Raw genomic sequence first — 20,406 nt, forward strand, 5'->3', positions numbered from 1 at the left:
ATGGTGGCGGTAGGGGGTCTGGGTATGGTTGCAGACCAGGTGCGACACCCATCACTTGGAGGCCAGAAACCATGCCCGGTTCCGTCATCGTCGGTGGGGCCCGGACCCCCACCGGCCGACTCCTCGGCTCCCTCGCCGGGTTCTCCGCCGCCGACCTGGGCGGCTTCGCGATCAAGGCCGCCCTGGAGCGCGCCGGGGTCGGCGGTGAACAGGTCGGATACGTGGTCATGGGACAGGTGCTCCAGGCGGGCGCCGGTCAGATCCCCTCCCGCCAGGCCGCCGTGAAGGCCGGCATCCCCATGGACGTGCCCTCGGTGACGGTCAACAAGGTGTGCCTGTCGGGACTGGACGCGATTGCGCTCGCCGATCAGCTCATCAGCGCGGGCGAGTTCGACGTCGTCGTCGCGGGCGGCATGGAGTCGATGACCAACGCCCCCCACCTGCTGCCCAAGTCCCGCAAGGGCTACAAGTACGGGGCGATCGAGGTCCTGGACGCCACCGAGCACGACGGCCTCACCGATGCCTTCGAGGGCGACTCCATGGGCGCCTCCACCGAGCGCCACAACGGCAAGCTCGGCATCGGCCGCCCCGAGCAGGACGCCTTCGCGGCCCGTTCCCACCAGCGGGCGGCCGCCGCTCAGGACAAGGGCTTCTTCGACGACGAGATCGTGCCCGTGGAGATCCCCCAGCGCAAGGCCGATCCGGTGGTCTTCGACCGCGACGAGGGCGTACGCGCCGACACCACCGCCGAGGGCCTGGCCAAGCTGCGCCCCGCCTTCGACCGCGAGGGCACCATCACCGCAGGGTCCTCCTCACAGATCTCCGACGGCGCCGCCGCCGTGGTCGTGATGAGCCGCGCCAAGGCAGAAGAGCTGGGATCCCCCGTTCTGGCGGAGATCGGCGCGCACGGCAACGTCGCCGGCCCCGACAACTCCCTGCACTCCCAGCCCTCCAACGCGATCAAGCACGCGCTGGGCAAGGCGGGCAGGGACGTCGCCGACCTCGACCTGGTCGAGATCAACGAGGCCTTCGCCGCGGTCGGGCTCAGGTCGACCGAGGAGCTCGGCATCTCCGACGAGATCGTCAACGTCAACGGCGGCGCCATCGCGATCGGACACCCCATCGGTGCCTCCGGCGCCCGGATCGCCCTGCACCTGGTGCACGAGCTGCGCCGCCGCGGCGGCGGCGAGGGCGCTGCGGCCCTGTGCGGTGGCGGCGGCCAGGGCGACGCCCTGCTGTTCACGGTTCCGGGCGAGTAGCTCCCCGGACCCGTCCACGTCCCCCTTGCGCGGGCGCCGCCCATCCGGCGGCGCCCGCGCACCGCGTGGCACCACCGGGCCCACGCACCCAACCGCGGCCGGACGGAGACCCCGTCCCGTGCCCGCCCGCCGACGTCGAGGAGTCCCCATGAACACCCCCCAGTTGGTCGACCGGGTCCGCGCCGGTGACCGCAGGGCGCTCGCCCGCGCGATCACCCTGGTGGAGAACGGTGCGCCGCAGTTGCGCGAGATCATGGCGGGTCTGGCCCCGCACACCGGGCACGCCCAGGTGGTCGGGTTCACCGGGTCCCCGGGAGTGGGCAAGTCGACCACCACGAGCGCGGTGGTGCGCGCGGTACGCGGAAAGGGGCTGACGGTCGCGGTGCTGGCAGTGGACCCCTCCTCCCCGTTCACCGGCGGTGCCCTGCTGGGCGACCGGGTGCGGATGCAGGACCACGCAACCGACACGGGTGTCTACATCCGTTCTATGGCCAACCGCGGGCACCTGGGCGGGCTGTCCTGGGCGGCCCCGCACGCCCTGCGCGTGCTCGACGCGGCCGGCTTCGACGTGATCCTCGTGGAGACCGTCGGTGTGGGGCAGGCCGAGGTCGCCATCGCCGGGCAGGCCGACACCACCGTGGTGCTCAGCGCCCCGGGCATGGGCGATGCGGTCCAGGCGTCGAAGGCGGGCGTCCTGGAGATCGCCGACGTGCTCGCGGTCAACAAGGCCGACCGGGACGGCGCCCGCGTCACCCTGCGCGAACTGAGGCAGATGGTGGCGATGAAGGATCGCGACGACCACGAGTGGAAACCCCCCATCGAGATGACCGTCGCCGACAGGGACGAGGGCATCGGAGAGCTGTGGGAACGCGTTCGGGAGCACTACGCACACTTGGCGGCCTCCGGCGAGCTGGCCGAACGCCGCCGCGCCCGCGCTCGCGAGGAGGTCCAGGCGATCGCGTTGGATCTGTTGCGCTCGCGGATGGCCGGTCCCGAGTCCGGCAAGGGCCTGGACCACCTGGCCGCCGAGGTCGCCGAGGCCCGCACCGATCCCTACACGGCCGCGGAGACCCTGGCCGCCGAGCTCACCGAGCCCTGACCGCCACGGCCCCGAGCCGTTCCTCCCCGGCCGTGCCGAACACGGGAGTGGCCGGTACGGGCTCCGGCAGGGCCCGCACCGGCCGCGGCGACGGTGCTCCCCGGATCGGAGCACCGGCACCGGTCAGTGGAGTGCGCCGTCGACGGCACCGAGCAGGGTGCCCTCGTCGTCGTCACCGTCCAGGGACCAGGCCGTCACGCCGGCCATCCCGTTCCCGACCGCCCAGGAGGTCTTCTGCTCCAGGGCGGTCCCGTCGTCGTAGGTCCAGAACGTGTCGCCGTCGTAGAGCCAGGCCACACCGAGCTCGTCGTCCCTGTACAGGTCGAAGCCCTCCCGCCCGGCGAGGTCGCGCCAGTTCTCCGTGCCGTCCTCGTACAGGCCCTCCGCGGGACCGTCCGCCTCCTGGAAGAGGCCGTCACCGTCGGGCCCGGGTGCCACGCCGGTCCACCCCTGGCTGTAGAAGGGAACCCCCATGACGAGCTGCTCCGGGTCGACGCCGCGTTCGGTGTAGGCGGCCAGCACGTCCTCCGAGGACAGATGGGGACCGGGGTCGTCGGGGTGCACGACCAGGTTGGAGTGGAGGTTCGTGGTCTCCTCCCAGGAGCCGTGGTAGTCGTAGCCCTGCACCGTGGCGAAGTCGAACGCGGGCATGATCTCGTCGAGCTCGAAGCCCAGGTCGAGCTTCTCGCCGGTCGCGGGAAGGTAGGCGGTCAGTGCGTGATATTCGCCGGTCTCGGCGCCGAGCTCGTCGAGCTGGGACCGGAACTCCTGCACGAGCGCGGTGAAGTTCTCCTTGTCCTCCTCGCGGATGATGTTGTCGGGGTGGCCGGGCGAACCGGGCCACTCCCAGTCGAGGTCGATACCGTCGAAGACACCTGCGGCCGCGCCCTCGCCGCCCGCGCCGTCGAGCTCGGGCAGGTCGCCACGCAGGTAGAGGTCGATGCAGGAGCTCACGAGCTCCTCGCGCGATTCCGGGGTGAGCACGGCGTCGGAGAAGTTCTTCGACCAGTTCCATCCGCCGAGGGAGATCGACACCTGCAGGTGCGGGTGGGTCTCCCTGAGCTTGGCGAGCTGGTTGAAGTTGCCGCGCAGCTCCTGACCGGCGTCGTCGGCCACCCCGTCGACGCTGTCCTCGGCGGCCACGGTCCGCGTGTAGTCGGCGGCCGCGTCGCCCTCGTCGGGGTCCTCGGTCATGAAGCAGCGGCCGTCCTCGGAGACGTTGCCGAACGCGTAGTTGATGTGGGTGAGGCGGTCGGCGTTGCCGGACTCCACGACGTCGCGCAGGTGGTGGTCGCGCTCCTCGGGGCCCCAGCCGGCGAAATAGGCGACGGCGAGGCGGTCGTGTCCGGGTCCGGTCCCGGGTTCCTCGGACCCGTCGCAGGGGGCGCCGTCGACGGTGCAGCCGACCGGGTCGGTGGCGCCGCCCTGGTGGAGCCCGTTGAGGCCGAAGGTGTAGCTGCCTCCGGCCGGTACGGCGGCGCCCCAGTGCGGAGGGGTGACGGTGTAGGAGCCGTCGTGGTCGGTGACAGTGGCGTTCCAGAGCTCGTGGACGCTGCTGCCGTCGGGGAGGGTGAACTCGATCTCCCAGTCGTGGACCGGGGAGTCGGAGCCGTTGTGCACCGTGATCTCGGCGCTGTAGCCGGTGTCCCAGCGGGCCGACTCGGTATGGGTGACCGTGAGCTCGTGGTCGGTGGCGGTCTCCTGGGCAGAGGACGGCGAGGCGGTTGTCGTGGTGAGGGCGAGCGGTGCCACCAGCAGGGCGGCGGCCGCGGCGGCGAGGGTGGCCGGGGGGCGTCGTGCGCTCACGTCGGGGGATCTCCTGGTCGGGGAAGGGGGAGTGGACCCTGGGGCGCCGGGGCCCGAGGGGCGTTCCGGGGCGCGTGGGACGGGACGGATGGGCCGGTGGGGAACGCCGTGCTGGTGGCGCTCGGAGCGGACCGGGGCAGAGGGTCACGGTCGCGGGCCTCTGACGTGGGAGACAAATTTTTAGGAAACTTAACTAATAATTTCAGTGGCCGTCAACGGGTCACGCCCCTGGCAGATGTCCCCTTGTGGCCACGCCGCACCTCTTGCCCCGGCGGGAGGCCGGTGATATCGCCCTCCGTGGCCGGGGCGTCTCCCCGCGCTGAATACAGTGATCGCGTGGGAAACCCGTTGAATCTCCCGTTCGACCCGATCGAGCGGGCACACGAGAACTGGACGCAGAGGTGGGGCGCCTCCCCCGCGATGGCCGCGGTCACCTCGGTCATGCGCGCGCAGCAGATCCTCATCGGAGAGCTGGACGGGGCGCTCAAACCCTTCGGTCTGACCTTCGCCCGGTACGAGGCCTTGGTGCTGCTGACCTTCAGCAACTCCGGCTCTCTGCCCCTGGGCAAGATCGGCGAGCGCCTCATGGTGCACCCGACCAGCGTCACCAACACGATCGACCGGCTCGAGAACCAGGGTCTGGTGTTCCGCCTGCCCAACCCCAGTGACGGTCGGGGCGTGCTCGCCGAGATCACCGACGCCGGGCGCGAGGTCACTGAGGAGGCCACGCAGGCGCTGCTGGGCATGGACTTCGGCCTGGGGTGCTACTCCGACGACCAGCTGTGGGAGATGCACCGCGTGCTCACCCGCCTGCGGGTCGACTTCGGTGACTTCCCCGAACCCGGCGTGGAGGCCTCCGAGCGCGGCTGACCTCCGGAGGCAGGGTGCGGGGGCCGACCCGTCCGTCCCTGTACAGAATTATTTGGACGTCCTACTATTTTGGTATGGCGAACACCACGAACGGCCCCAGTCAGGGCGGCGGGGCGGACGACATCGAGGCCGGCCGCGATCGCTGGCAGCGCCGATACGACGCTGCACGCAAGCGCGACGCCGACTTCACCTCGCTGTCGGGACGCCCCCTGGAACCGGTCTACGGCCCGCGACCCGGCGCCGAGGTCCCCGGTTTCGAACGCATCGGATGGCCGGGTGAGTACCCCTACACCCGCGGCCTGTACCCCACCGGATACCGCGGGCGCAGCTGGACCATCCGCCAGTTCGCCGGGTTCGGCAACGCCCGGCAGACCAACGAGCGCTACAGGATGATCCTCGCCAACGGCGGCGGGGGACTCTCGGTCGCCTTCGACATGCCCACCCTCATGGGCTACGACTCCGACTCCGCCCACGCGCTGGGCGAGGTCGGCCACTGCGGCGTCGCCGTCGACTCGGTCGCCGACATGGACCTGCTCTTCGACCGGATCCCGCTCGGTGACACCACGACGTCGATGACCATCAGCGGCCCCGCGGTCCCGGCCTTCTGCATGTACCTCGGGGCCGCCGAGCGTCAGGGTGTCGACATCACCACGCTCAACGGCACGTTGCAGACCGACATTTTCAAGGAGTACATCGCACAGAAGGAGTGGCTGTACCCGCCGGAACCGCAGCTGCGCCTCATCGGCGACCTCATGGAGTACTGCGCCGAGCACATCCCGGCCTACAAACCGCTCTCGGTGTCCGGCTACCACATCCGCGAGGCCGGGGCCACGGCCGCCCAGGAGCTCGCCTACACCCTCGCCGACGGGTTCGGCTACGTCGAGCTCGGCCTCTCGCGCGGGTTGGACATCGATCGGTTCGCGCCTGGGCTGTCGTTCTTCTTCGACTCCCACATCGACTTCTTCGAGGAGATCGCCAAGTTCCGTGCGGCCCGCCGCATCTGGGCCCGCTGGATGAGTGAGGAGTACGGCGCCACCAGCGAGAAGTCCCTGTGGCTGCGCTTCCACACCCAGACCGCCGGGGTCTCCCTGACCGCCCAGCAGCCCTACAACAACGTCGTGCGCACCGCCGTGGAGGCACTGGCCGCGATCCTGGGCGGCACCAACTCCCTGCACACGAACGCGCTCGACGAGACCCTCGCGCTGCCCACCGAGCAATCCGCGGAGATCGCCCTGCGCACCCAGCAGGTGCTCATGGAGGAGACCGGCGTCGCCAACGTCGCCGACCCGCTCGGCGGGTCCTGGTACCTGGAGTCCCTCACGGACGAGCTCGAGGCCGACGCCGAGCGCATCTTCGCCCAGATCATGCACATGGGCGGCGGACGCGGCGCCGAGCACGCCATCGGTCCCATGACCTCGGGAATCCTCGCCGGCATCGACAACGGGTACTTCACCTCCGAGATCGCCGAGTCGGCCTTCCAGTACCAGCAGGCCCTGGAGAAGGGCGACAAGCGCATCGTCGGCGTCAACTGCCACACCAGCACGGTCTCCGGCGAGCTCGACATCCTGCGCATCAGCCACGAGGTCGAGCGCGAGCAGAAGCAGGACCTCTCCGAACGCCGGGAACGCCGGGACGCGGCGGCCGTCGACCGTGCCCTCGCCGACCTGCTGGAAGGCGCTCGCAAGCCCGACGGCAACCTCATTCCGCTCATCATGGAGGCGGCACGCGCCGAGGCCTCCCTCGGAGAGATCTGCGCGGCCATGGGCGAGGTCTTCGGGACCCACACCGAGGATCCCCGCTTCTGACCCCGGGCGCGGCCGAGCACCCTGTCGGCCGCGCCCCGAACGCGGTGGGCGCCACGCTTCCCGACGTCCACCGCCGCTGTGTGTATACGGCAGGATGGAAGCATGCAGCCTTCGGACTTTTCCCCGAACAGTGCCGTTGACCTCGGTGCGCGCAAGGCGGCCATGGAGCGTGAGGCCAAGCAGCGCGCGGCGGAGTCAACGGGTCGAACCAACCCGTACGCCGTCAACATCGACGAGTCCAACTTCCAGACCGAGGTGCTGGAACGGTCGGTGAACCTGCCGGTCGTCCTGGCCGTGCTGGCGGGCTGGTCCGAACAGTCCTCGCAGGTCGAGGCCGCCCTGGACAACCTCTCGCTGCGCTCGGGCGGTAACTGGTACCTGGCCAAGGTCGACAGCGAGGCCAGCCCCCGTGTCACTCAGGCTCTGCAGGTGCAGTCCGCGCCGGCGATCCTGGTCGCGATCCAGGGCCAGGTCATGCCGCTGGCCCAGGGCCCGGCCACCGAGGAGCAGCTCCGGGAGGGGCTCGGCCAGGTCTTCGCCGCGCTCGCCCAGCAGGGGATGCTGCCCGAGGGCCACTCGGGCACCGTCGAGGCCGAGGGCGAGCCCGCCGCGGACGCCGAGGAGGGTGAGCCCGAGCCGCAGGGCCGCCCAGTCGACAACCAGGCCCAGGAGGCGCTGGACCGCGGTGACTTCGCCGCGGCCGAGGAGGTCTACAGCAAGGCCGTGGAGGCCGACCCCTCCGACACCGAGTCCAAGAGCCGCCTCGCCCAGGTGGGTCTGGTGGGGCGCCTGCAGGACGTGGACCCCGAGTCCGCGATGACCGCGGCCCAGGAGCGCCCCGACGACGTCGACGCCCAGCTCGTCGTCGCCGACATGGACATCTACCGTGGGCAGGCCGAGGACGCCTTCGAGCGCCTGATCGCGACGGTCAAGCGCACCTCCGGCGACGAGCGGGAGAGGGTCCGGGCCCGCTTGCTCGCCCTCTTCGACGTACTGCCTCCGGGTGACCCCCGGGTCAACACCGCACGACGCAAGCTGACCGCCGCCCTGTTCTGAGGGCCGGCGCGGGCCGGCTCGGGAATCGTCCCGGGCCGGCCCGTTCGTGTCGGATCCCGTGTGAGGCCCTGGGAGAAAAGTCCCACTGAGGATCTTCTGCCATTTTTCACTCACCGTGGCACACAACGGAAAAAGATCGGCTTCTTCCGCACGCGCACCCCGAGCACCGCCCCGATATGGACGCCCGGGCTCCGGGTAAGAACCGGCCACAGAAGGGCCCCGAGCCCTCAGGCGAGACCCCGGCAGGTGTGCCATGGCCAGCGATCCTCCCCGCAGCCCGGTCGTCACCGTCTCCGCCACCTTCGGCGCCGGAGGCAGTGTCGTGGGGCCGGCCGTCGCCGCGCGGTTCGGCGTCGACTTCCTCGACCGCGCCGTCCCTTCGGCCGTCGCCGAACGGATCGGGTGTGACCTCGAGGAGGTCCGCCGGCGCGACGACCGTGCACCCGGCGGGTTTGAGCGGTTGCTCGCCAGCGCGACCCGGCTGCCCACGGTGACGCTCGGCAGCGTCGACACCGCCTTCATGGGAGCCACTGACGACACCGGTCGCCTCCTCTACGACCACGAATTCGTCGAACGCACCGAACAGGTCGTCCAGGAGGTCGGCCGCGAGGGCGGTGTGGTGCTCGGGCGCGCGGGCGCGTGCGTGCTCGCCGACCACCCCACGGCCCTGCACGTACGCCTGGACGGTGACCGCGACGCCCGTCTCGACCGGGTCCGCCGCTTGTGGGAGTACGGGGACCGCCAGGAGGCCGGCGACCAAGGGTGGGGTGAACACGGGCCGACCGGCAAGCTCCTCGACGACAACGACCGGGCCCGCGCGGCCTACGTGCGACGCTTCTACCGGGCGGACTCCTCCGACCCAGGCCTGTACCACGTGGTGCTCGACACCACGGTGCTGTCGTTGGAGGCCTGTGTGGACCTCGTCGTGCGGGCCGCGCTGGACCGCTCGGAGGCTGGAACCGGGCCCCCGTGACGGGGCCTGGCCCGATCAGGGCTGGGAAGTTATGCGATTTTTTACCCTGGCGGTAATTGTCCCCTTGTGCTGACGTAGGTCGCTTGACTCGGGTAGTGTGAAGCGACTCGTCGAGGGTCCCCCGGGTGTGTGCAGCACCCCCCGGCCGAGCCTCCGCGCAACGGACCCCAGGCCCTTCACGGCATTCCCGCCTGCCCGAGGGCGGGCCGTGTGCGGTCGCACGACACCCAAGTGAGAGCCAAGGAGCAACACGTGGCCACCCTTCCCAGCGTTTCGTATTCCATCACCGTCCGGCTCGAGGTGGACGCCGGCAGCAGCGCCGTCGGTAGCCTCACCAACGCCGTCGAACAGGTGGGCGGGATGATCACGGCGCTGGACGTGGCCGCGGCCGGGCACGAGCGCATCCGCATCGACGTCACCTGCGCCGCTCGCGACACCGAGCACGCGCAGGCCATCGTCGACGCCCTCGGGGCCGTGGACGGGGTCGCCGTCCACAAGGTCAGCGACCGCACCTTCCTCATGCACCTGGGCGGCAAGATCGAGATGAGCTCCAAGGTGCCGCTGCGCAACCGCGACGAGCTCTCCATGGCCTACACCCCCGGTGTCGCCCGTGTCTCCTCGGCCATCGCCGCGAACAAGGACGACGCACGCCGCCTGACCATCAAGCGCAACAGCGTCGCCGTGGTCACCGACGGCTCGGCCGTGCTCGGCCTGGGCAACATCGGCCCCGAGGCCGCCATGCCGGTCATGGAGGGCAAGGCTGCTCTTTTCAAACGCTTCTCCGACATCGACGCCTGGCCCGTCGCCCTGGACACTCAGGACGTCGACGAGATCGTGCGCGCCGTCCAGCTCATCGCACCCGGCTTCGGCGGCATCAACCTCGAGGACATCTCCGCGCCGCGCTGCTTCGAGGTCGAGGCCCGCCTGCGCGAGCTGCTGGACATCCCCGTCTTCCACGACGACCAGCACGGCACCGCCATCGTGGTCCTGGCCGCCTTGCGCAACGCCCTGCGCGTGGTCAAGAAGAAGCTGTCCGAGGTCCGCATCGCGATGTCCGGCGCGGGCGCGGCAGGCACCGCCATCCTCAAGCTGCTCAAGCACGCCGGCGCCGAGAACATCATCGTCAGTGATGTGCACGGAGCCATCCACCGGGGTCGCGACGACCTCGACGACAACCTGCGCTGGATCGCCGAGAACACCAACCCCACCGGGTACACGGGTGACCTCAAGGGCTCGGTCTCCGGCGCCGACGTGTTCATCGGCGTCTCCGCACCGAACGTGCTCGGCGGCGAGGACGTTGCCGAGATGGCCGAGGACTCCATCATCTTCGCGCTGGCCAACCCCGACCCCGAGGTCGACCCGGACATCGCGCACCTGCACGCCTCCGTCGTCGCCACCGGCCGCAGCGACCACCCGAACCAGATCAACAACGTGCTGGTCTTCCCCGGGTTCTTCCGCGGCCTGCTCGACGCCCAGAGCCACAATGTCGACTCGGACATGATGGTCGCGGCGGCCGAGGCCCTGGCCGACGTGGTCACCGAGGACGAGATCGGCCCGAACTACATCATCCCGAGCGTCTTCCACTCGGACCTGTCCACACACGTGGCCACGGCCGTGCGGGAGGCCGCCCAGCGCAGCTCCTCCGAGAGCTGACCGCCGCCCACTGGCCGCCCCGTGCGGGGTCCGGGGCGGCCGGGCAGGAACACACGCGGGAAGCGCCGCCGGCGGGTAGGGGTGGAGCATGGACCAGTCGACACTGACCGGGCGACTACTGGTGGCCGCCCCCCTTCTGCAGGAGGACCCCTTCCGCCGCTCCGTCGTGTTCGTCGTGGACGACGCGAACGACGGGACCCTCGGCGTGATTCTCAACCGCCCCCTCCCCACGGCCGTGCACGAGGTCGTGGACGCCTGGGGCCCCTACGCCAGCGAACCCGCGGTCATGTTCTCCGGAGGCCCCGTGGGGGAGGGTTCGGGCATCGCCCTGGGCATGGCCGGTCCCGACGGCGGACCGCCGGGCTGGACCCCTCTCGAAGGGCTCGACCCCGAGCTGGGCCTGGACGGGGTCGGTGTGGTCGATCTCGACGGACCGCCGGAGGTACTCGGCGGAGCCCTGGGGTCCTTCCGTGTCTTCGCCGGATACGCGGGCTGGGGCTCCGGCCAGCTGTCCGAGGAGATCGGCGAGGGTGCCTGGTACGTGCTCGAGGCTTCGGCCGGGGACGTGTTCACGACCGAGCCCGAACGGCTCTGGCCGCGGGTACTGCGTCGGCAGGGAGGCAAACTCGCGCTCCTGTCGACCTACCCCGACGACCCCGGTATGAACTGAGGTCCGCCCGCGGTGCGCGGGAGCCGATACCGTGGAGCACAAGACGTGAAAGGTGTGTGAGGAACGATGGCCATGGACATCCTCAACAAGGTCCTCCCCGACAGTGACACGCAGCCGGACCAGTCGACGGACGACGGCGACCGCGATCGGTACGCCCACTACGTGCAGAAGGAGAAGATCACGGAGAGCGCCGTCACCGGCAACCCCGTCATCGCCCTCTGCGGCAAGGTCTGGGTGCCCGGGCGCGACCCGAAGAAGTACCCCGTGTGCCCCGAGTGCAAGCAGGCCTACGAGGAGATGACCAAGGGCCGCTGATCCTCGGGCCTGCCCGGCGGCCTTGCAGGTCTCCACAGGGGTGGCCCCCTCGTTCCTCGGGCGCTCCCGCTGCTCGCGAGCCGGCGGCAGAGTGCCTTTCCGACGGGTTCCGCGGAACCCGGCCCGGGGCCGCTCCGCACCGTCTGCCACGGTTGCCGCATCCGTCCTGAACGGGCCCCTTCCCGCCGGGGAGGGGCCTTCGTCGTGTCCGGGACCGTCGGTTTCGTGCGCCCGGGAACGTGCACGGTGGATCCGCATTTTCGCCACGCACGGTCGAACGACGTGGCAGGGTGATCCCGTCCCTCTCCGGTGGTGCGCCGGAACTGGGTGCCCCCCAGGGGTAACGGTCGTCCGGAGCGGTCCCTCCGGCCGGTTCCGGCCGATCCGTTGTTCGGTGCCATACCTCCGCCCTCGTCCGGGCGTGCGGCGGTTATCGTGGTCCTGCACGATTCGGGGCCCGGTGCCGAAAGTGCCCGATCGCCGTCCGTCAACGGACCCGCGGGCGCGCCCCCGCTGCCGTGTTCCGACACCGGCCCGGGGCCCAGGGGGAGAGTGTCGAGGCGACACCCCTGACCGCAGCCGCGTTCGGGGGCCCACTCGTCGTGCCCCTTCGACAGGGAACAGGAGTAGGTCGGATTGGTGTCCACAACTGAACCGCAGTCGAACCACCGGGACGAGGACGGGGGGAGCGAGGGCCGCCCGCGGGGGCGCAGGCGGCGGAGCAGGGCCCGCCCGGGTGACGTCGTTCGCGGCACCGTCCGGTTCTTCGGCGAGATCCTGCTGACGGCCGGTCTGCTCATGCTCTTCTACGCCGCCTACGAGGTGTACGGGGCCCAGTGGGAGACCGACCGTGAGCAGCAGGACCTCGCCCAGGGGCTGGAGGACAGCTGGGGTGCGGTGGAGGAGACCGGACCCGACTCCGAGCCGCTGCCCGGCGAGGCCGACAGCCGCCTCTACGTGCCCGAGCTCGACCTCGACTGGGTCGTGGTCAACGGCACCGAACCCAGCGACATCCTCAACAGCCCCGGCCGTTACACCTGGTTCGACAGCGCGCCGGGCGAGGAGGGCAACTACGCGGTCGCCGCCCACCGCACGCCCGGCCTGTTCTGGGACCTGGACCAACTCGAAGAGGGCGACGCCATGGTTGTGGAGGACGGGGAGAACTTCCACACCTACGAGGTGTTCGAGGAGGAGACCGTGCTGCCCCAGGACTCCTGGGTGGTGGACCCCGATCCCTTCGACGACGCCTCCGACGAGGACCCCGAGCGCTCCCTGCTCACCCTGACCACGTGCGCACCCAAGCTCAACAACACCCACCGGCTCATCGTCTGGGCGGAGCTCACCGAGACCACTCCGAAGTCCGAGGGCATGCCGGACTCCATCGCCCACATGGCGCCGGACGCGGAGGAGTGACATGTACGGACTGATCTGGCGCATCATGCCCGGCCCCTGGGTCTCCAAGCTGATCATGACGATCGGGTTGATCGTGGGGGTCGCGGCACTCCTGTGGTTCGTGGTCTTTCCGGAGATCTCCCCGCACATGCCCTTCAACGACGGCGCGGTGGGCACGGCGCCCGGCGGCGGGGAGGTCCCCGCCCCGGGCGACGAGCCCGGTGACGGCGGCGATTGACGGACGCGACCGACGTACGGTCCGGTGGCCGAAAGGACCCGAGCGGCGGTCCACGGGTGAAGCACACCACCCGTGGGCCGCCGCGGTCCGTCCACGAGTCGGTCGGTGGTGCCCGCTAACCTCTACGGGGTGAGCAACGGGGGACGGAACGCATGACGGTGACGCAGACCACGACGGAGGATCGCCTCAGCGGGCTCCGCGCCTGGCAGCGAGAGGCCTTCGAGGAGTACTTCCGCAGGGAACCCCGCGACTTCCTCGCGGTGGCCACACCCGGTGCGGGCAAGACGACCTTCGCCCTCACCCTCGCCAGTGAACTGCTGCGGCAGCACAAGGTGAGGGCCATCACCATCGTCTGCCCCACCGAGCACCTGAAGAAGCAGTGGGCGGAGTCGGCGGCCGGGTTCGGGATCCCCATCGACCCGGACTTCAAGAACGGCCAGGGTGCGCTCGGCAAGCAGTACCTCGGGGCGGCAGTGACCTATGCGCAGGTCGCCGCGCACCCCATGCTGCACCGCAACCGCACGGAGACCCGGCGCACGCTCGTCATCTTCGACGAAGTGCACCACGCCGGCGACGCGCTCTCCTGGGGAGACGCGGTGCGCGAGGCCTTCGACCCGGCCGCACGACGGCTCTCCCTGACCGGTACGCCCTTCCGTACCGACGTGAACCCGATTCCGTTCGTCGACTACGTACAGGACGGCAACGGGGTGCGCCGCTGCGCCTGGGACTACAGCTACGGGTACGCGCCCGCCCTGGAGGACGGTGTCGTTCGCCCGGTCATCTTCATGGCCTACTCGGGTGAGATGCGCTGGCGGACCCGCGCCGGCGACGAGCTCGCCGCACACTTGGGCGAACCCCTCACGCAGGATGCCCTTTCCCAGGCCTGGCGGGCCGCGCTCGACCCCAAGGGCGACTGGATCAAGAAGGTCCTGCAGGCCGCCGACCGGCGCCTGAGCGAGGTGCGCAAGACGCACCCGGACGCGGGCGGTCTGGTCATCGCCAGCGACCACGAGAACGCGCGTGCCTACTCGAGGATCCTGCGCCAGATCACCGGTAAGAGCGCCACGGTGGTGCTCTCCGACGACCCCACCGCGTCCAAGAAGATCTCCCGTTTCGCGCAGGGGGACGACCGGTGGATGGTCGCGGTGCGCATGGTCTCCGAGGGCGTGGACGTGCCCCGCCTCATGGTGGGCGTCTACGCCACCTCCACCAGCACGGCGTTGTTCTTCGCGCAGGCCATCGGCCGTTTCGTGCGTGTGCGCAAGCGCGGCGAGGTCGCTTCGGTGTTCCTGCCCTCGGTGCCCACGCTGCTGGAGTACGCGGGGGAGATGGAACGCGAACGCGACCACGTGCTCGACCGGACCCCCGCAGGCGAGGACGAGTACCCCGAGGAGGACCTCCTCGAGGAGGCCAACAAGAAGAAGGACACCCCCGACGCGGGGGAGGAGCTGCCCTTCGAGACGATGGAGTCGGCCGCCGAGTTCGACCGCGCCCTCTACGACGGCGCAGAGTACGGGAGCTCGCCCGGTTCCACCGAGGAGGAGGACTTCCTCGGCCTGCCCGGGCTGCTGGAACCAGAACAGGTCTCCCAGCTCCTGCGCAAGCGCAAGGACGAGCTCAAGGCGAGCGAGATCAAGGCACGCAAGAAGTCGGAGAAGCCGGAGCAGGACGGGGACGAGGAGGAGTCCGGTCCCACCCACGAGGTGCTCGCCCAGCTCAGACGGGAGCTCAGCGGGCTCGTCGGGGCCTGGCACCACCGCACCGGCAAACCCCACGGCGTGATCCACAACGAGCTTCGGCGCGCGTGCGGGGGGCCGCCGGTCGCGCAGGCCACCCCGTCGCAGATGCGCGAGCGGATCTCGAAGCTGCGGGCGTGGGCGGTCGGATCCCGCTGAGCCGCAGGGCAAACACTTCGCAAGCTCACGCACGGCATCGTCCCTTACGGTGTCCGCGTGATTACAGTCCGTCGCGTGATGGCACGAAGCAACTGCGGCCGCCCGGCCGCCTCACGCCCCGGACTGGCCATGAGTGCGCTCGCCCTCGCAGGCCTGGCCGTGGCCGGGGCCCCGGACGCGCCCGACACCGCCCAGGCGGCCGACGCCCTGCACCTCGCCGGAGCACCCGGAGGGGAGGGGTGCGCGGCCGACAACCTCTCCCGGATCAGCGACCCCTCCTCCTCCGAGCGCCACGAGGGGGAGATCACCCCGGAACAGGCGGCCGAACACCAACAGAAGCTGGAGGAGGAGCTCGGCTCCGTGCGCGGCCCCCAGATGGCGCCGTCGTCGCCGATCCCAGTGGTCGTGCACGTCATCTCTGCCGAGGACGGGGAGGGCGACGTGAGCCAGGAACGTGTCGAGCAGCAGATCCAGGTCCTCAACGACGCCTTCGAGGGCTCCTTCGCGTCCGGCGACGAGGCCACTGACACCGGGTTCCGGTTCGAGCTCGCCGACACAACGCGCCACACGAACGACGAGTGGTTCCAGGACTTCAGCTCCGACCGCGACTCGATCCGGGCCGAACTGCACCAGGGCGGTCCGGAGACGCTCAACGTCTACACCGCCGATCTCGGGTCCGGTGTGCTGGGTTTCTCGACGTTCCCGCAGGACATCGAGGCCGATCCCGAGCAGGACGGCGTCGTCGTCTCCTACGACACCCTGCCGGACGGCGGACGCGACCGCTTCGACATCGGTCACACCACCACCCACGAGGTGGGCCACTGGCTGGGGCTGTTCCATACGTTCCAGAACGGATGCGAGACCCCGGGGGACTACGTCGACGACACCCCGTACGAACGCGAGGCCGCCACCGGGTGCCCGGCGAGCCGCAACACGTGCCCCGACCGGCCCGGAGAGGACCCGGTCAACAACTTCATGAACTACAGCGACGACGCGTGCATGACCCACTTCACGCCCGGCCAGGCCGAGCGGATGGCGCAGCACTGGAACGCGTTCCGCGAACCCCAGGTCTGACCGCGCCGCACCCGAGGGGGCACCGCCGTCGGCGGTGCCCCCTTCCGCGTCTCAGAGACCCAGGAGCCGGCGCAGAATGGTCTCCACCCGGAACATCACGGATGCGTCCACGTGACCGAACCGCCGCTCGAGGCACACGGGGAAGATCGCCCGCAGGTCCTCGCACTTGACGTGACTGACCTCTTTGAGCCCGGACGCGCCGGGTTCGATCTCGACGTGGGTGGGGTCGGGCCGGTGGGTCCGCGTGAGCGGCAGGGCCATGGCCACGGGAGGTCGGGAGTCCAGCCAGGGTCGGGCGTTGCCCAGGAGAACGGGGCGCCTGAGCGTCTGCTCGTGGCCGACCGGTTCTCCGAGGTCGGCCATATGGACCTCGCCGCGCCTCACCAGTCCTCCTCGGCCACGCCGGTGTCATCGGTGCCGGACAGGTGGTCGCCCAGAGTGCGGTCGTGCACGTAGGAGTCCCGTTCGGCTTCGGACAGGGAGGCGTGGTGTTCGCGCACCTGATTCCAGAACTCGAGCTCCTCGGCCTCGTCGAGCGCTGCGGCCAGAGTGGTGTGGTCTCTGCGCGCACGCTTCTGCAGCCGGTCCCTGACCCTCCTCGGGACCTTGATGGAGGTATCCGTGGAGCTCATACTTCAAGCATGCTCCACGTGGGGTTCCCTCGGTGGAGGTTCCGGGCTCGGCGGGGCTCAGAGCCAGCCGGACTCGCGGGCGGCGTCGGCGGCCTCGTAGCGGGTGCGCACACCGAGCTTCTCGATCGCCGACGACAGGTAGTTGCGCACGGTGCCCGGCGCCAGGTGCAGCGACGTCGCGCAGGTCCACGGGCCGCGCGGCGCGCACCAGTGTCCGCACCTCGGCCACCGCCTCGCGCGCCTGCGACTGCACCCGCTCCAGCTCCCCGCGGGCGCGCTCCGGGTCCGCCTCCACCAGGCTCGACGCCAGCTCCGCCCGGAACGCGACCACCTCCAGCGCGCGCCCCAGCACGTCGTGCAGCCCCTCCGACAACCGCAACCGCTCCCGGGCCGCGGCCAGCTCCACCGACGCCTCCTCCGCCGCTGCGGTACGCCGGGCCAACAGGCTGTCAGCGGACTGCCAGTACCCCACGAGCCCCACCATCGCGAAGGCCCCCAGGAACACCGTCACCGTCCGCTCGGGCCCCTCACCCGCGACGGCCACCGCACCTGACGCGAGCACACCCGCCACGGCGCCCGACCCCCACGCCCAGCGCGCCCGGTGCTCCACGTCGTGCTCCATCGCCAGATCCGCCGCGGTCACCGCCGGCACCAGCAGCCACACGAACTCCACCGGACCCTCGGTGACCCCGACCGTGCCCGCGACGACCGCGCCCGCCGCCTGCACCCACACCGCCGGACGCCGCCACCGGTCGGCCAGCGGCAGCCACCCCACCAGGAAGGCCTGCGCCACCGCACACACCACCCACGCCGGTACCAGCAGCCCCAACGCCCACGGTTCCGGCAGCCCCTGCCACAGCGCCCACGCCGGCATCACCGCCAGCATCACCGCCGTCGTCGCCCGGTTGTGGCGCACGTACCGCGACACCACACGGTCTGCCGAGGCCGTCGGCCCATCCGGTGCGCGGGGCTCACCGACGGGGCCGCTCGGGCCGGACTCGGAACGCACAGGACCTCCCGTGGGGGCATGAGGGGCTGACACGCCGTTAGGCTAGGGCCCATGGCAGCGACCCACTTGTATCTGACCGGTATCAAGCCCACCGGCGACTTCCACCTGGGCAACTACATCGGAGCGATCCGGCCCGCGCTCGAAGCGGTCCAGAGCACCCCGACGGCGTACTTCATCGCCGACTACCACGCCCTCAACACGGTGAAGGACGCAGACGAACTCCGACACAGCATCCGGTCAGGCGCTGCCACCTGGCTCGCGTGCGGACTCGACCCCGAGCGGACCCTCTTCTACCGCCAGTCGGACGTGCCCGAGATCTTCGAGCTCACCACGATCCTCGGCTCCATGACCCCCAAGGGACTCATGAACCGCGCCCACGCCTACAAGGCCGCGCGCGACCGCAACAACGAGGCGGGCACCACCGACCTCGACGCGGGCGTCAACATGGGGCTCTTCAACTACCCGATCCTCATGGCCGCCGACATCCTCGCGATGGAGGCCACACACGTCCCGGTCGGCCGCGACCAGTCCCAGCACATCGAGTACACCGCCGACATCGCCGGGTACTTCAACCACCGCTACGGGGACGGCGCGGGCGGTTACACCTTCCCGATCCCCAAGGGCGTCATCGACGACAGCGACGCGAGCATCCTGCCCGGCACCGACGGCCGCAAGATGTCGAAGTCCTACGACAACCACATCCCGCTGTTCCTGCCGGAGAAGAAGCTCCGCAAGGCGGTCAACAAGATCCCCACCGACTCCACCCCGGTCGAGGAGCCCAAGGACCCCGACGCCTCGGTGCCCTTCCAGCTGCTCACCCACTTCGCGTCGGCGGCTGGGACGGCCGCGGTACGCAAGCGCCTGGAGGCCGGCGGCATGGGCTGGGGCGACCTCAAGAAGGAGCTCTTCGAGGCCGTCAACGCCGTCCTGGCGCCCCAGCGCGAGCGCTACGAGGAGCTCATGGCCGACCCCGCGCAGATCGACCGGATCCTCGCCGCCGGTGTCGAGCCCGCCCGCGAGCGCGCCCGCGCCACCCTGGCGCGCGTGCGTTCGGCCATCGGCGTGGGCTGAGCTCAGCCGCACCCGTGAACGGAGACGGTCCCGCGCTTCCGGCAGTGTTCCGGGAGCGCGGGACCGTTCGCTTTCGGACACTCCCGCGGGATCCTCAGGGGACCGCGGGCTCGCCTTCCAGGGCCACACCCGCGGCGCGCAGGTCCTGCAGGGCGGCCTCCACGGACGGGCGTGCCACCCCCGCGGTCAGCCCGAGCAGCACACGCGTGCGCAGCCCCTCGCCGGCCGCGTCCAGGGCCGTGGCCCGCACGCAGTGGTCGGTGGCGAGGCCCACGACGTCGACCTCGTCCACGCCGCGTTCGCCCAACCACGCCGCCAGACCGGTCTCCCCGTCGGAGGCCGAGCCCTCGAACCCGCTGTAGGCGGCGGAGTAGCGTCCCTTGGAGAAGATCTCCTCGGCCAGCCCGGCATCGAACCGCGGGTGGAACTCCGCGCCGGGCGTGCCCACCACGCAGTGCGGCGGCCAGCTGTCCACGAAGTCCGGCTGGTCGGAGAAGTGTGCACCCGGATCCACGTGGTGGTCCCTGGTGGCGACCACGTGTGCGTACTCGTTGGCGTGCGCACGTGTGTAATCGGTGACGGCCCCGGCGGTGGCGGCACCGCCGTTCACACCCATGCTGCCGCCCTCACAGAAGTCGTTCTGGACGTCGACGATGATCAGTGCCCTGCTCATACGGCACCTCGTGTTCTTCCTGATCGAGGGGTGTCCGCACCGGTCCACCCGGTGCGGTCGGGGTCAGTGGAAGAGCGTCGGCAGGGCCACGTCGCCGCGGGACATCCGCAGCGCCTGTTCGGGGAGTTCGTCGACGGCGGTCCGGTGGCGGTCGCGCGCAGCGTGCACACTCTCCTTGCCGACGATCTCCCCGCCGCGCACGAGCGGCTGCAGCATCGGGCGGGTGCCCACCTCGGCTCTCGGTTCGTGGTCGTACACCTCCTCGGCGACGGCTGTGCCCCGGTCGTCCAACCGGCGCAGCGCCCACTTGCGGCCGCCGCGGCTGGGCTTGCCCACCGAACGCTTGGCGACCGGCTCCAGCGGGGTGTGCGGGTCCAGTCCGCGGGCGCGCGCGACGAGCTTGTAGACCAGCGAGACCGTCGGGGCGCCCGACCCCGTCACCAGGGACGTACCCACCCCGTAGCCGTCCACGGGGGCCACGGCCAGGGCCTGGATGGAGTGCTCGTCCAGGTCGCCGGTGACGACCACGCGGGTGTCGGTGGCGCCGAGTTCGTCGAGCTGGGTGCGCACCCGGCCGGCGTGTGCGGATAGGTCACCGGAGTCGATGCGGACCGCGCCCAGGCCGGTTCCGGCGATCTCGACGGCGTGGCGCACGGCGCGTTCGATTTCGAAGGTGTCCACGAGCAGGGTCGTGCCGGTGCCCATCGACTCCAGCTGCGCCTTGAACGCGTGCTGCTCGCTGTCGTGGAGGAGTGTGAAGGCGTGTGCGGCCGTCCCGCCCGTGGGGACCCCGTGGGTGCGCCCCGCCTCGAGGTTCGAGGAGGTGGAGAACCCGGCCACGTAAGCGGCGCGCGCGGCGGCGACGGCTGCGCCTTCCTGCGTGCGGCGGGACCCCATCTCGATGAGGGGCCGGTCG

20 protein-coding genes and 1 pseudogene are annotated in these 20,406 nt (G+C 70.7%); 15 read left to right on the forward strand and 6 right to left on the reverse strand.

Annotation, left to right across the window (positions count from 1 at the left end):
• The first annotated feature begins 71 nt into the window (after positions 1-71).
• Both D474_RS0119625 and meaB read left to right on the forward strand, forming a co-directional pair.
• The gene (locus D474_RS0119625) at positions 72-1,259 is read left to right on the forward strand and encodes an acetyl-CoA C-acetyltransferase (RefSeq protein ID WP_017615211.1); all 1,188 of its coding nucleotides are present in this window, start codon (positions 72-74) and stop codon (positions 1,257-1,259) included.
• Between the two features lie 148 nt (positions 1,260-1,407).
• Positions 1,408-2,358, forward strand: a complete 951-nt coding sequence (meaB, locus tag D474_RS0119630; protein WP_017615212.1) for a methylmalonyl Co-A mutase-associated GTPase MeaB — start codon at positions 1,408-1,410, stop codon at positions 2,356-2,358.
• A 123-nt stretch (positions 2,359-2,481) separates the two neighbouring features.
• Here meaB and D474_RS0119635 read toward each other — a convergent pair whose 3' ends face one another.
• Entirely contained in the window at positions 2,482-4,164 is a 1,683-nt protein-coding gene (locus D474_RS0119635; protein WP_026118636.1) for a glycosyl hydrolase family 18 protein, read from the reverse strand.
• A gap of 348 nt (positions 4,165-4,512) precedes the next feature.
• Between D474_RS0119635 and D474_RS0119640 the strand changes: the two genes are divergently transcribed.
• From D474_RS0119640 to D474_RS0119690, 11 genes are all read left to right on the forward strand, one after another.
• Entirely contained in the window at positions 4,513-5,034 is a 522-nt protein-coding gene (locus D474_RS0119640; RefSeq protein ID WP_017615213.1) for a MarR family winged helix-turn-helix transcriptional regulator, read from the forward strand.
• A 74-nt stretch (positions 5,035-5,108) separates the two neighbouring features.
• On the forward strand, positions 5,109-6,839 hold the full coding sequence (locus D474_RS0119645; RefSeq protein WP_017615214.1) for an acyl-CoA mutase large subunit family protein: 1,731 nt from the start codon (positions 5,109-5,111) through the stop codon (positions 6,837-6,839).
• Between the two features lie 102 nt (positions 6,840-6,941).
• Positions 6,942-7,895: a tetratricopeptide repeat protein gene (locus D474_RS0119650; protein ID WP_017615215.1), complete on the forward strand. Its 954-nt coding sequence runs from the start codon at positions 6,942-6,944 to the stop codon at positions 7,893-7,895.
• 253 nt (positions 7,896-8,148) lie between these two features.
• Positions 8,149-8,868 carry a cytidylate kinase-like family protein gene (locus D474_RS0119655; RefSeq protein ID WP_017615216.1) on the forward strand — a complete coding sequence of 240 codons (720 nt, stop codon included), beginning with the start codon at positions 8,149-8,151 and terminating at the stop codon, positions 8,866-8,868.
• Between the two features lie 252 nt (positions 8,869-9,120).
• Positions 9,121-10,521: an NAD-dependent malic enzyme gene (locus tag D474_RS0119660; RefSeq protein ID WP_017615217.1), complete on the forward strand. Its 1,401-nt coding sequence runs from the start codon at positions 9,121-9,123 to the stop codon at positions 10,519-10,521.
• Between the two features lie 88 nt (positions 10,522-10,609).
• Positions 10,610-11,191 carry a YqgE/AlgH family protein gene (locus tag D474_RS0119665; protein WP_017615218.1) on the forward strand — a complete coding sequence of 194 codons (582 nt, stop codon included), beginning with the start codon at positions 10,610-10,612 and terminating at the stop codon, positions 11,189-11,191.
• Between the two features lie 66 nt (positions 11,192-11,257).
• Positions 11,258-11,506, forward strand: a complete 249-nt coding sequence (locus D474_RS0119670) for a DUF3039 domain-containing protein (protein ID WP_026118637.1) — start codon at positions 11,258-11,260, stop codon at positions 11,504-11,506.
• A 636-nt stretch (positions 11,507-12,142) separates the two neighbouring features.
• Positions 12,143-12,919 (forward strand): class E sortase, encoded by a 777-nt coding sequence (locus D474_RS0119675; protein WP_017615220.1) that lies wholly within the window; start codon positions 12,143-12,145, stop codon positions 12,917-12,919.
• A gap of 1 nt (position 12,920) precedes the next feature.
• Positions 12,921-13,136, forward strand: coding sequence for a hypothetical protein (locus D474_RS0119680; protein WP_017615221.1), 216 nt, complete (start codon positions 12,921-12,923; stop codon positions 13,134-13,136).
• A 152-nt stretch (positions 13,137-13,288) separates the two neighbouring features.
• Complete coding sequence (locus D474_RS0119685; RefSeq protein ID WP_017615222.1) at positions 13,289-15,031, forward strand: DEAD/DEAH box helicase; 1,743 nt, start codon at positions 13,289-13,291, stop codon at positions 15,029-15,031.
• A 129-nt stretch (positions 15,032-15,160) separates the two neighbouring features.
• Complete coding sequence (locus tag D474_RS0119690) at positions 15,161-16,105, forward strand: zinc metalloprotease (RefSeq protein WP_017615223.1); 945 nt, start codon at positions 15,161-15,163, stop codon at positions 16,103-16,105.
• A 51-nt stretch (positions 16,106-16,156) separates the two neighbouring features.
• Here D474_RS0119690 and D474_RS0119695 read toward each other — a convergent pair whose 3' ends face one another.
• The 3 genes and pseudogenes from D474_RS0119695 to D474_RS34320 all read right to left on the reverse strand — a co-directional run.
• Positions 16,157-16,489 (reverse strand): type II toxin-antitoxin system PemK/MazF family toxin, encoded by a 333-nt coding sequence (locus tag D474_RS0119695; protein ID WP_026118639.1) that lies wholly within the window; start codon positions 16,487-16,489, stop codon positions 16,157-16,159.
• Entirely contained in the window at positions 16,486-16,737 is a 252-nt protein-coding gene (locus D474_RS32810; RefSeq protein WP_017615225.1) for a hypothetical protein, read from the reverse strand. Before D474_RS32810 ends, D474_RS0119695 begins: the two co-directional genes overlap by 4 nt.
• Positions 16,738-16,930: 193 nt before the next feature.
• Positions 16,931-17,359: pseudogene (locus tag D474_RS34320) on the reverse strand (histidine kinase); the annotation flags it as partial.
• Positions 17,360-17,420: 61 nt separating this feature from the next.
• Here D474_RS34320 and D474_RS32985 point away from each other — a divergent pair.
• Both D474_RS32985 and D474_RS0119715 read left to right on the forward strand, forming a co-directional pair.
• Positions 17,421-17,768 (forward strand): hypothetical protein, encoded by a 348-nt coding sequence (locus D474_RS32985; RefSeq protein ID WP_017615227.1) that lies wholly within the window; start codon positions 17,421-17,423, stop codon positions 17,766-17,768.
• 29 nt (positions 17,769-17,797) lie between these two features.
• Complete coding sequence (locus D474_RS0119715) at positions 17,798-18,817, forward strand: tryptophan--tRNA ligase (protein WP_017615228.1); 1,020 nt, start codon at positions 17,798-17,800, stop codon at positions 18,815-18,817.
• 94 nt (positions 18,818-18,911) lie between these two features.
• Here D474_RS0119715 and D474_RS0119720 read toward each other — a convergent pair whose 3' ends face one another.
• Entirely contained in the window at positions 18,912-19,490 is a 579-nt protein-coding gene (locus D474_RS0119720; RefSeq protein WP_017615229.1) for a nicotinamidase, read from the reverse strand.
• Positions 19,491-19,553: 63 nt separating this feature from the next.
• Positions 19,554-20,406, reverse strand: an 853-nt coding sequence (locus tag D474_RS0119725; protein WP_017615230.1) for a beta/alpha barrel domain-containing protein, incomplete at its 5' end; no start/stop codon positions are given.

Origin of the sequence: Nocardiopsis salina YIM 90010, from assembly GCF_000341025.1 — a bacterium.
Lineage (GTDB): Bacteria > Actinomycetota > Actinomycetes > Streptosporangiales > Streptosporangiaceae > Nocardiopsis > Nocardiopsis salina.

Bases quoted from the DNA above. Each gene is read 5' to 3' on its own strand.
- D474_RS0119625 (WP_017615211.1), top strand. From the start codon at position 72: ATGCCCGGTTCCGTCATCGTCGGTGGGGCCCGGACCCCCACCGGCCGA.
- meaB (WP_017615212.1), top strand. From the start codon at position 1,408: ATGAACACCCCCCAGTTGGTCGACCGGGTCCGCGCCGGTGACCGCAGG.
- D474_RS0119645 (WP_017615214.1), top strand. From the start codon at position 5,109: ATGGCGAACACCACGAACGGCCCCAGTCAGGGCGGCGGGGCGGACGAC.
- D474_RS0119650 (WP_017615215.1), top strand. From the start codon at position 6,942: ATGCAGCCTTCGGACTTTTCCCCGAACAGTGCCGTTGACCTCGGTGCG.
- D474_RS0119655 (WP_017615216.1), top strand. From the start codon at position 8,149: ATGGCCAGCGATCCTCCCCGCAGCCCGGTCGTCACCGTCTCCGCCACC.
- D474_RS0119665 (WP_017615218.1), top strand. From the start codon at position 10,610: ATGGACCAGTCGACACTGACCGGGCGACTACTGGTGGCCGCCCCCCTT.
- D474_RS0119670 (WP_026118637.1), top strand. From the start codon at position 11,258: ATGGCCATGGACATCCTCAACAAGGTCCTCCCCGACAGTGACACGCAG.
- D474_RS0119680 (WP_017615221.1), top strand. From the start codon at position 12,921: ATGTACGGACTGATCTGGCGCATCATGCCCGGCCCCTGGGTCTCCAAG.
- D474_RS0119685 (WP_017615222.1), top strand. From the start codon at position 13,289: ATGACGGTGACGCAGACCACGACGGAGGATCGCCTCAGCGGGCTCCGC.
- D474_RS0119690 (WP_017615223.1), top strand. From the start codon at position 15,161: ATGAGTGCGCTCGCCCTCGCAGGCCTGGCCGTGGCCGGGGCCCCGGAC.
- D474_RS32810 (WP_017615225.1), bottom strand. From the start codon at position 16,737: ATGAGCTCCACGGATACCTCCATCAAGGTCCCGAGGAGGGTCAGGGAC.
- D474_RS0119715 (WP_017615228.1), top strand. From the start codon at position 17,798: ATGGCAGCGACCCACTTGTATCTGACCGGTATCAAGCCCACCGGCGAC.
- D474_RS0119720 (WP_017615229.1), bottom strand. From the start codon at position 19,490: ATGAGCAGGGCACTGATCATCGTCGACGTCCAGAACGACTTCTGTGAG.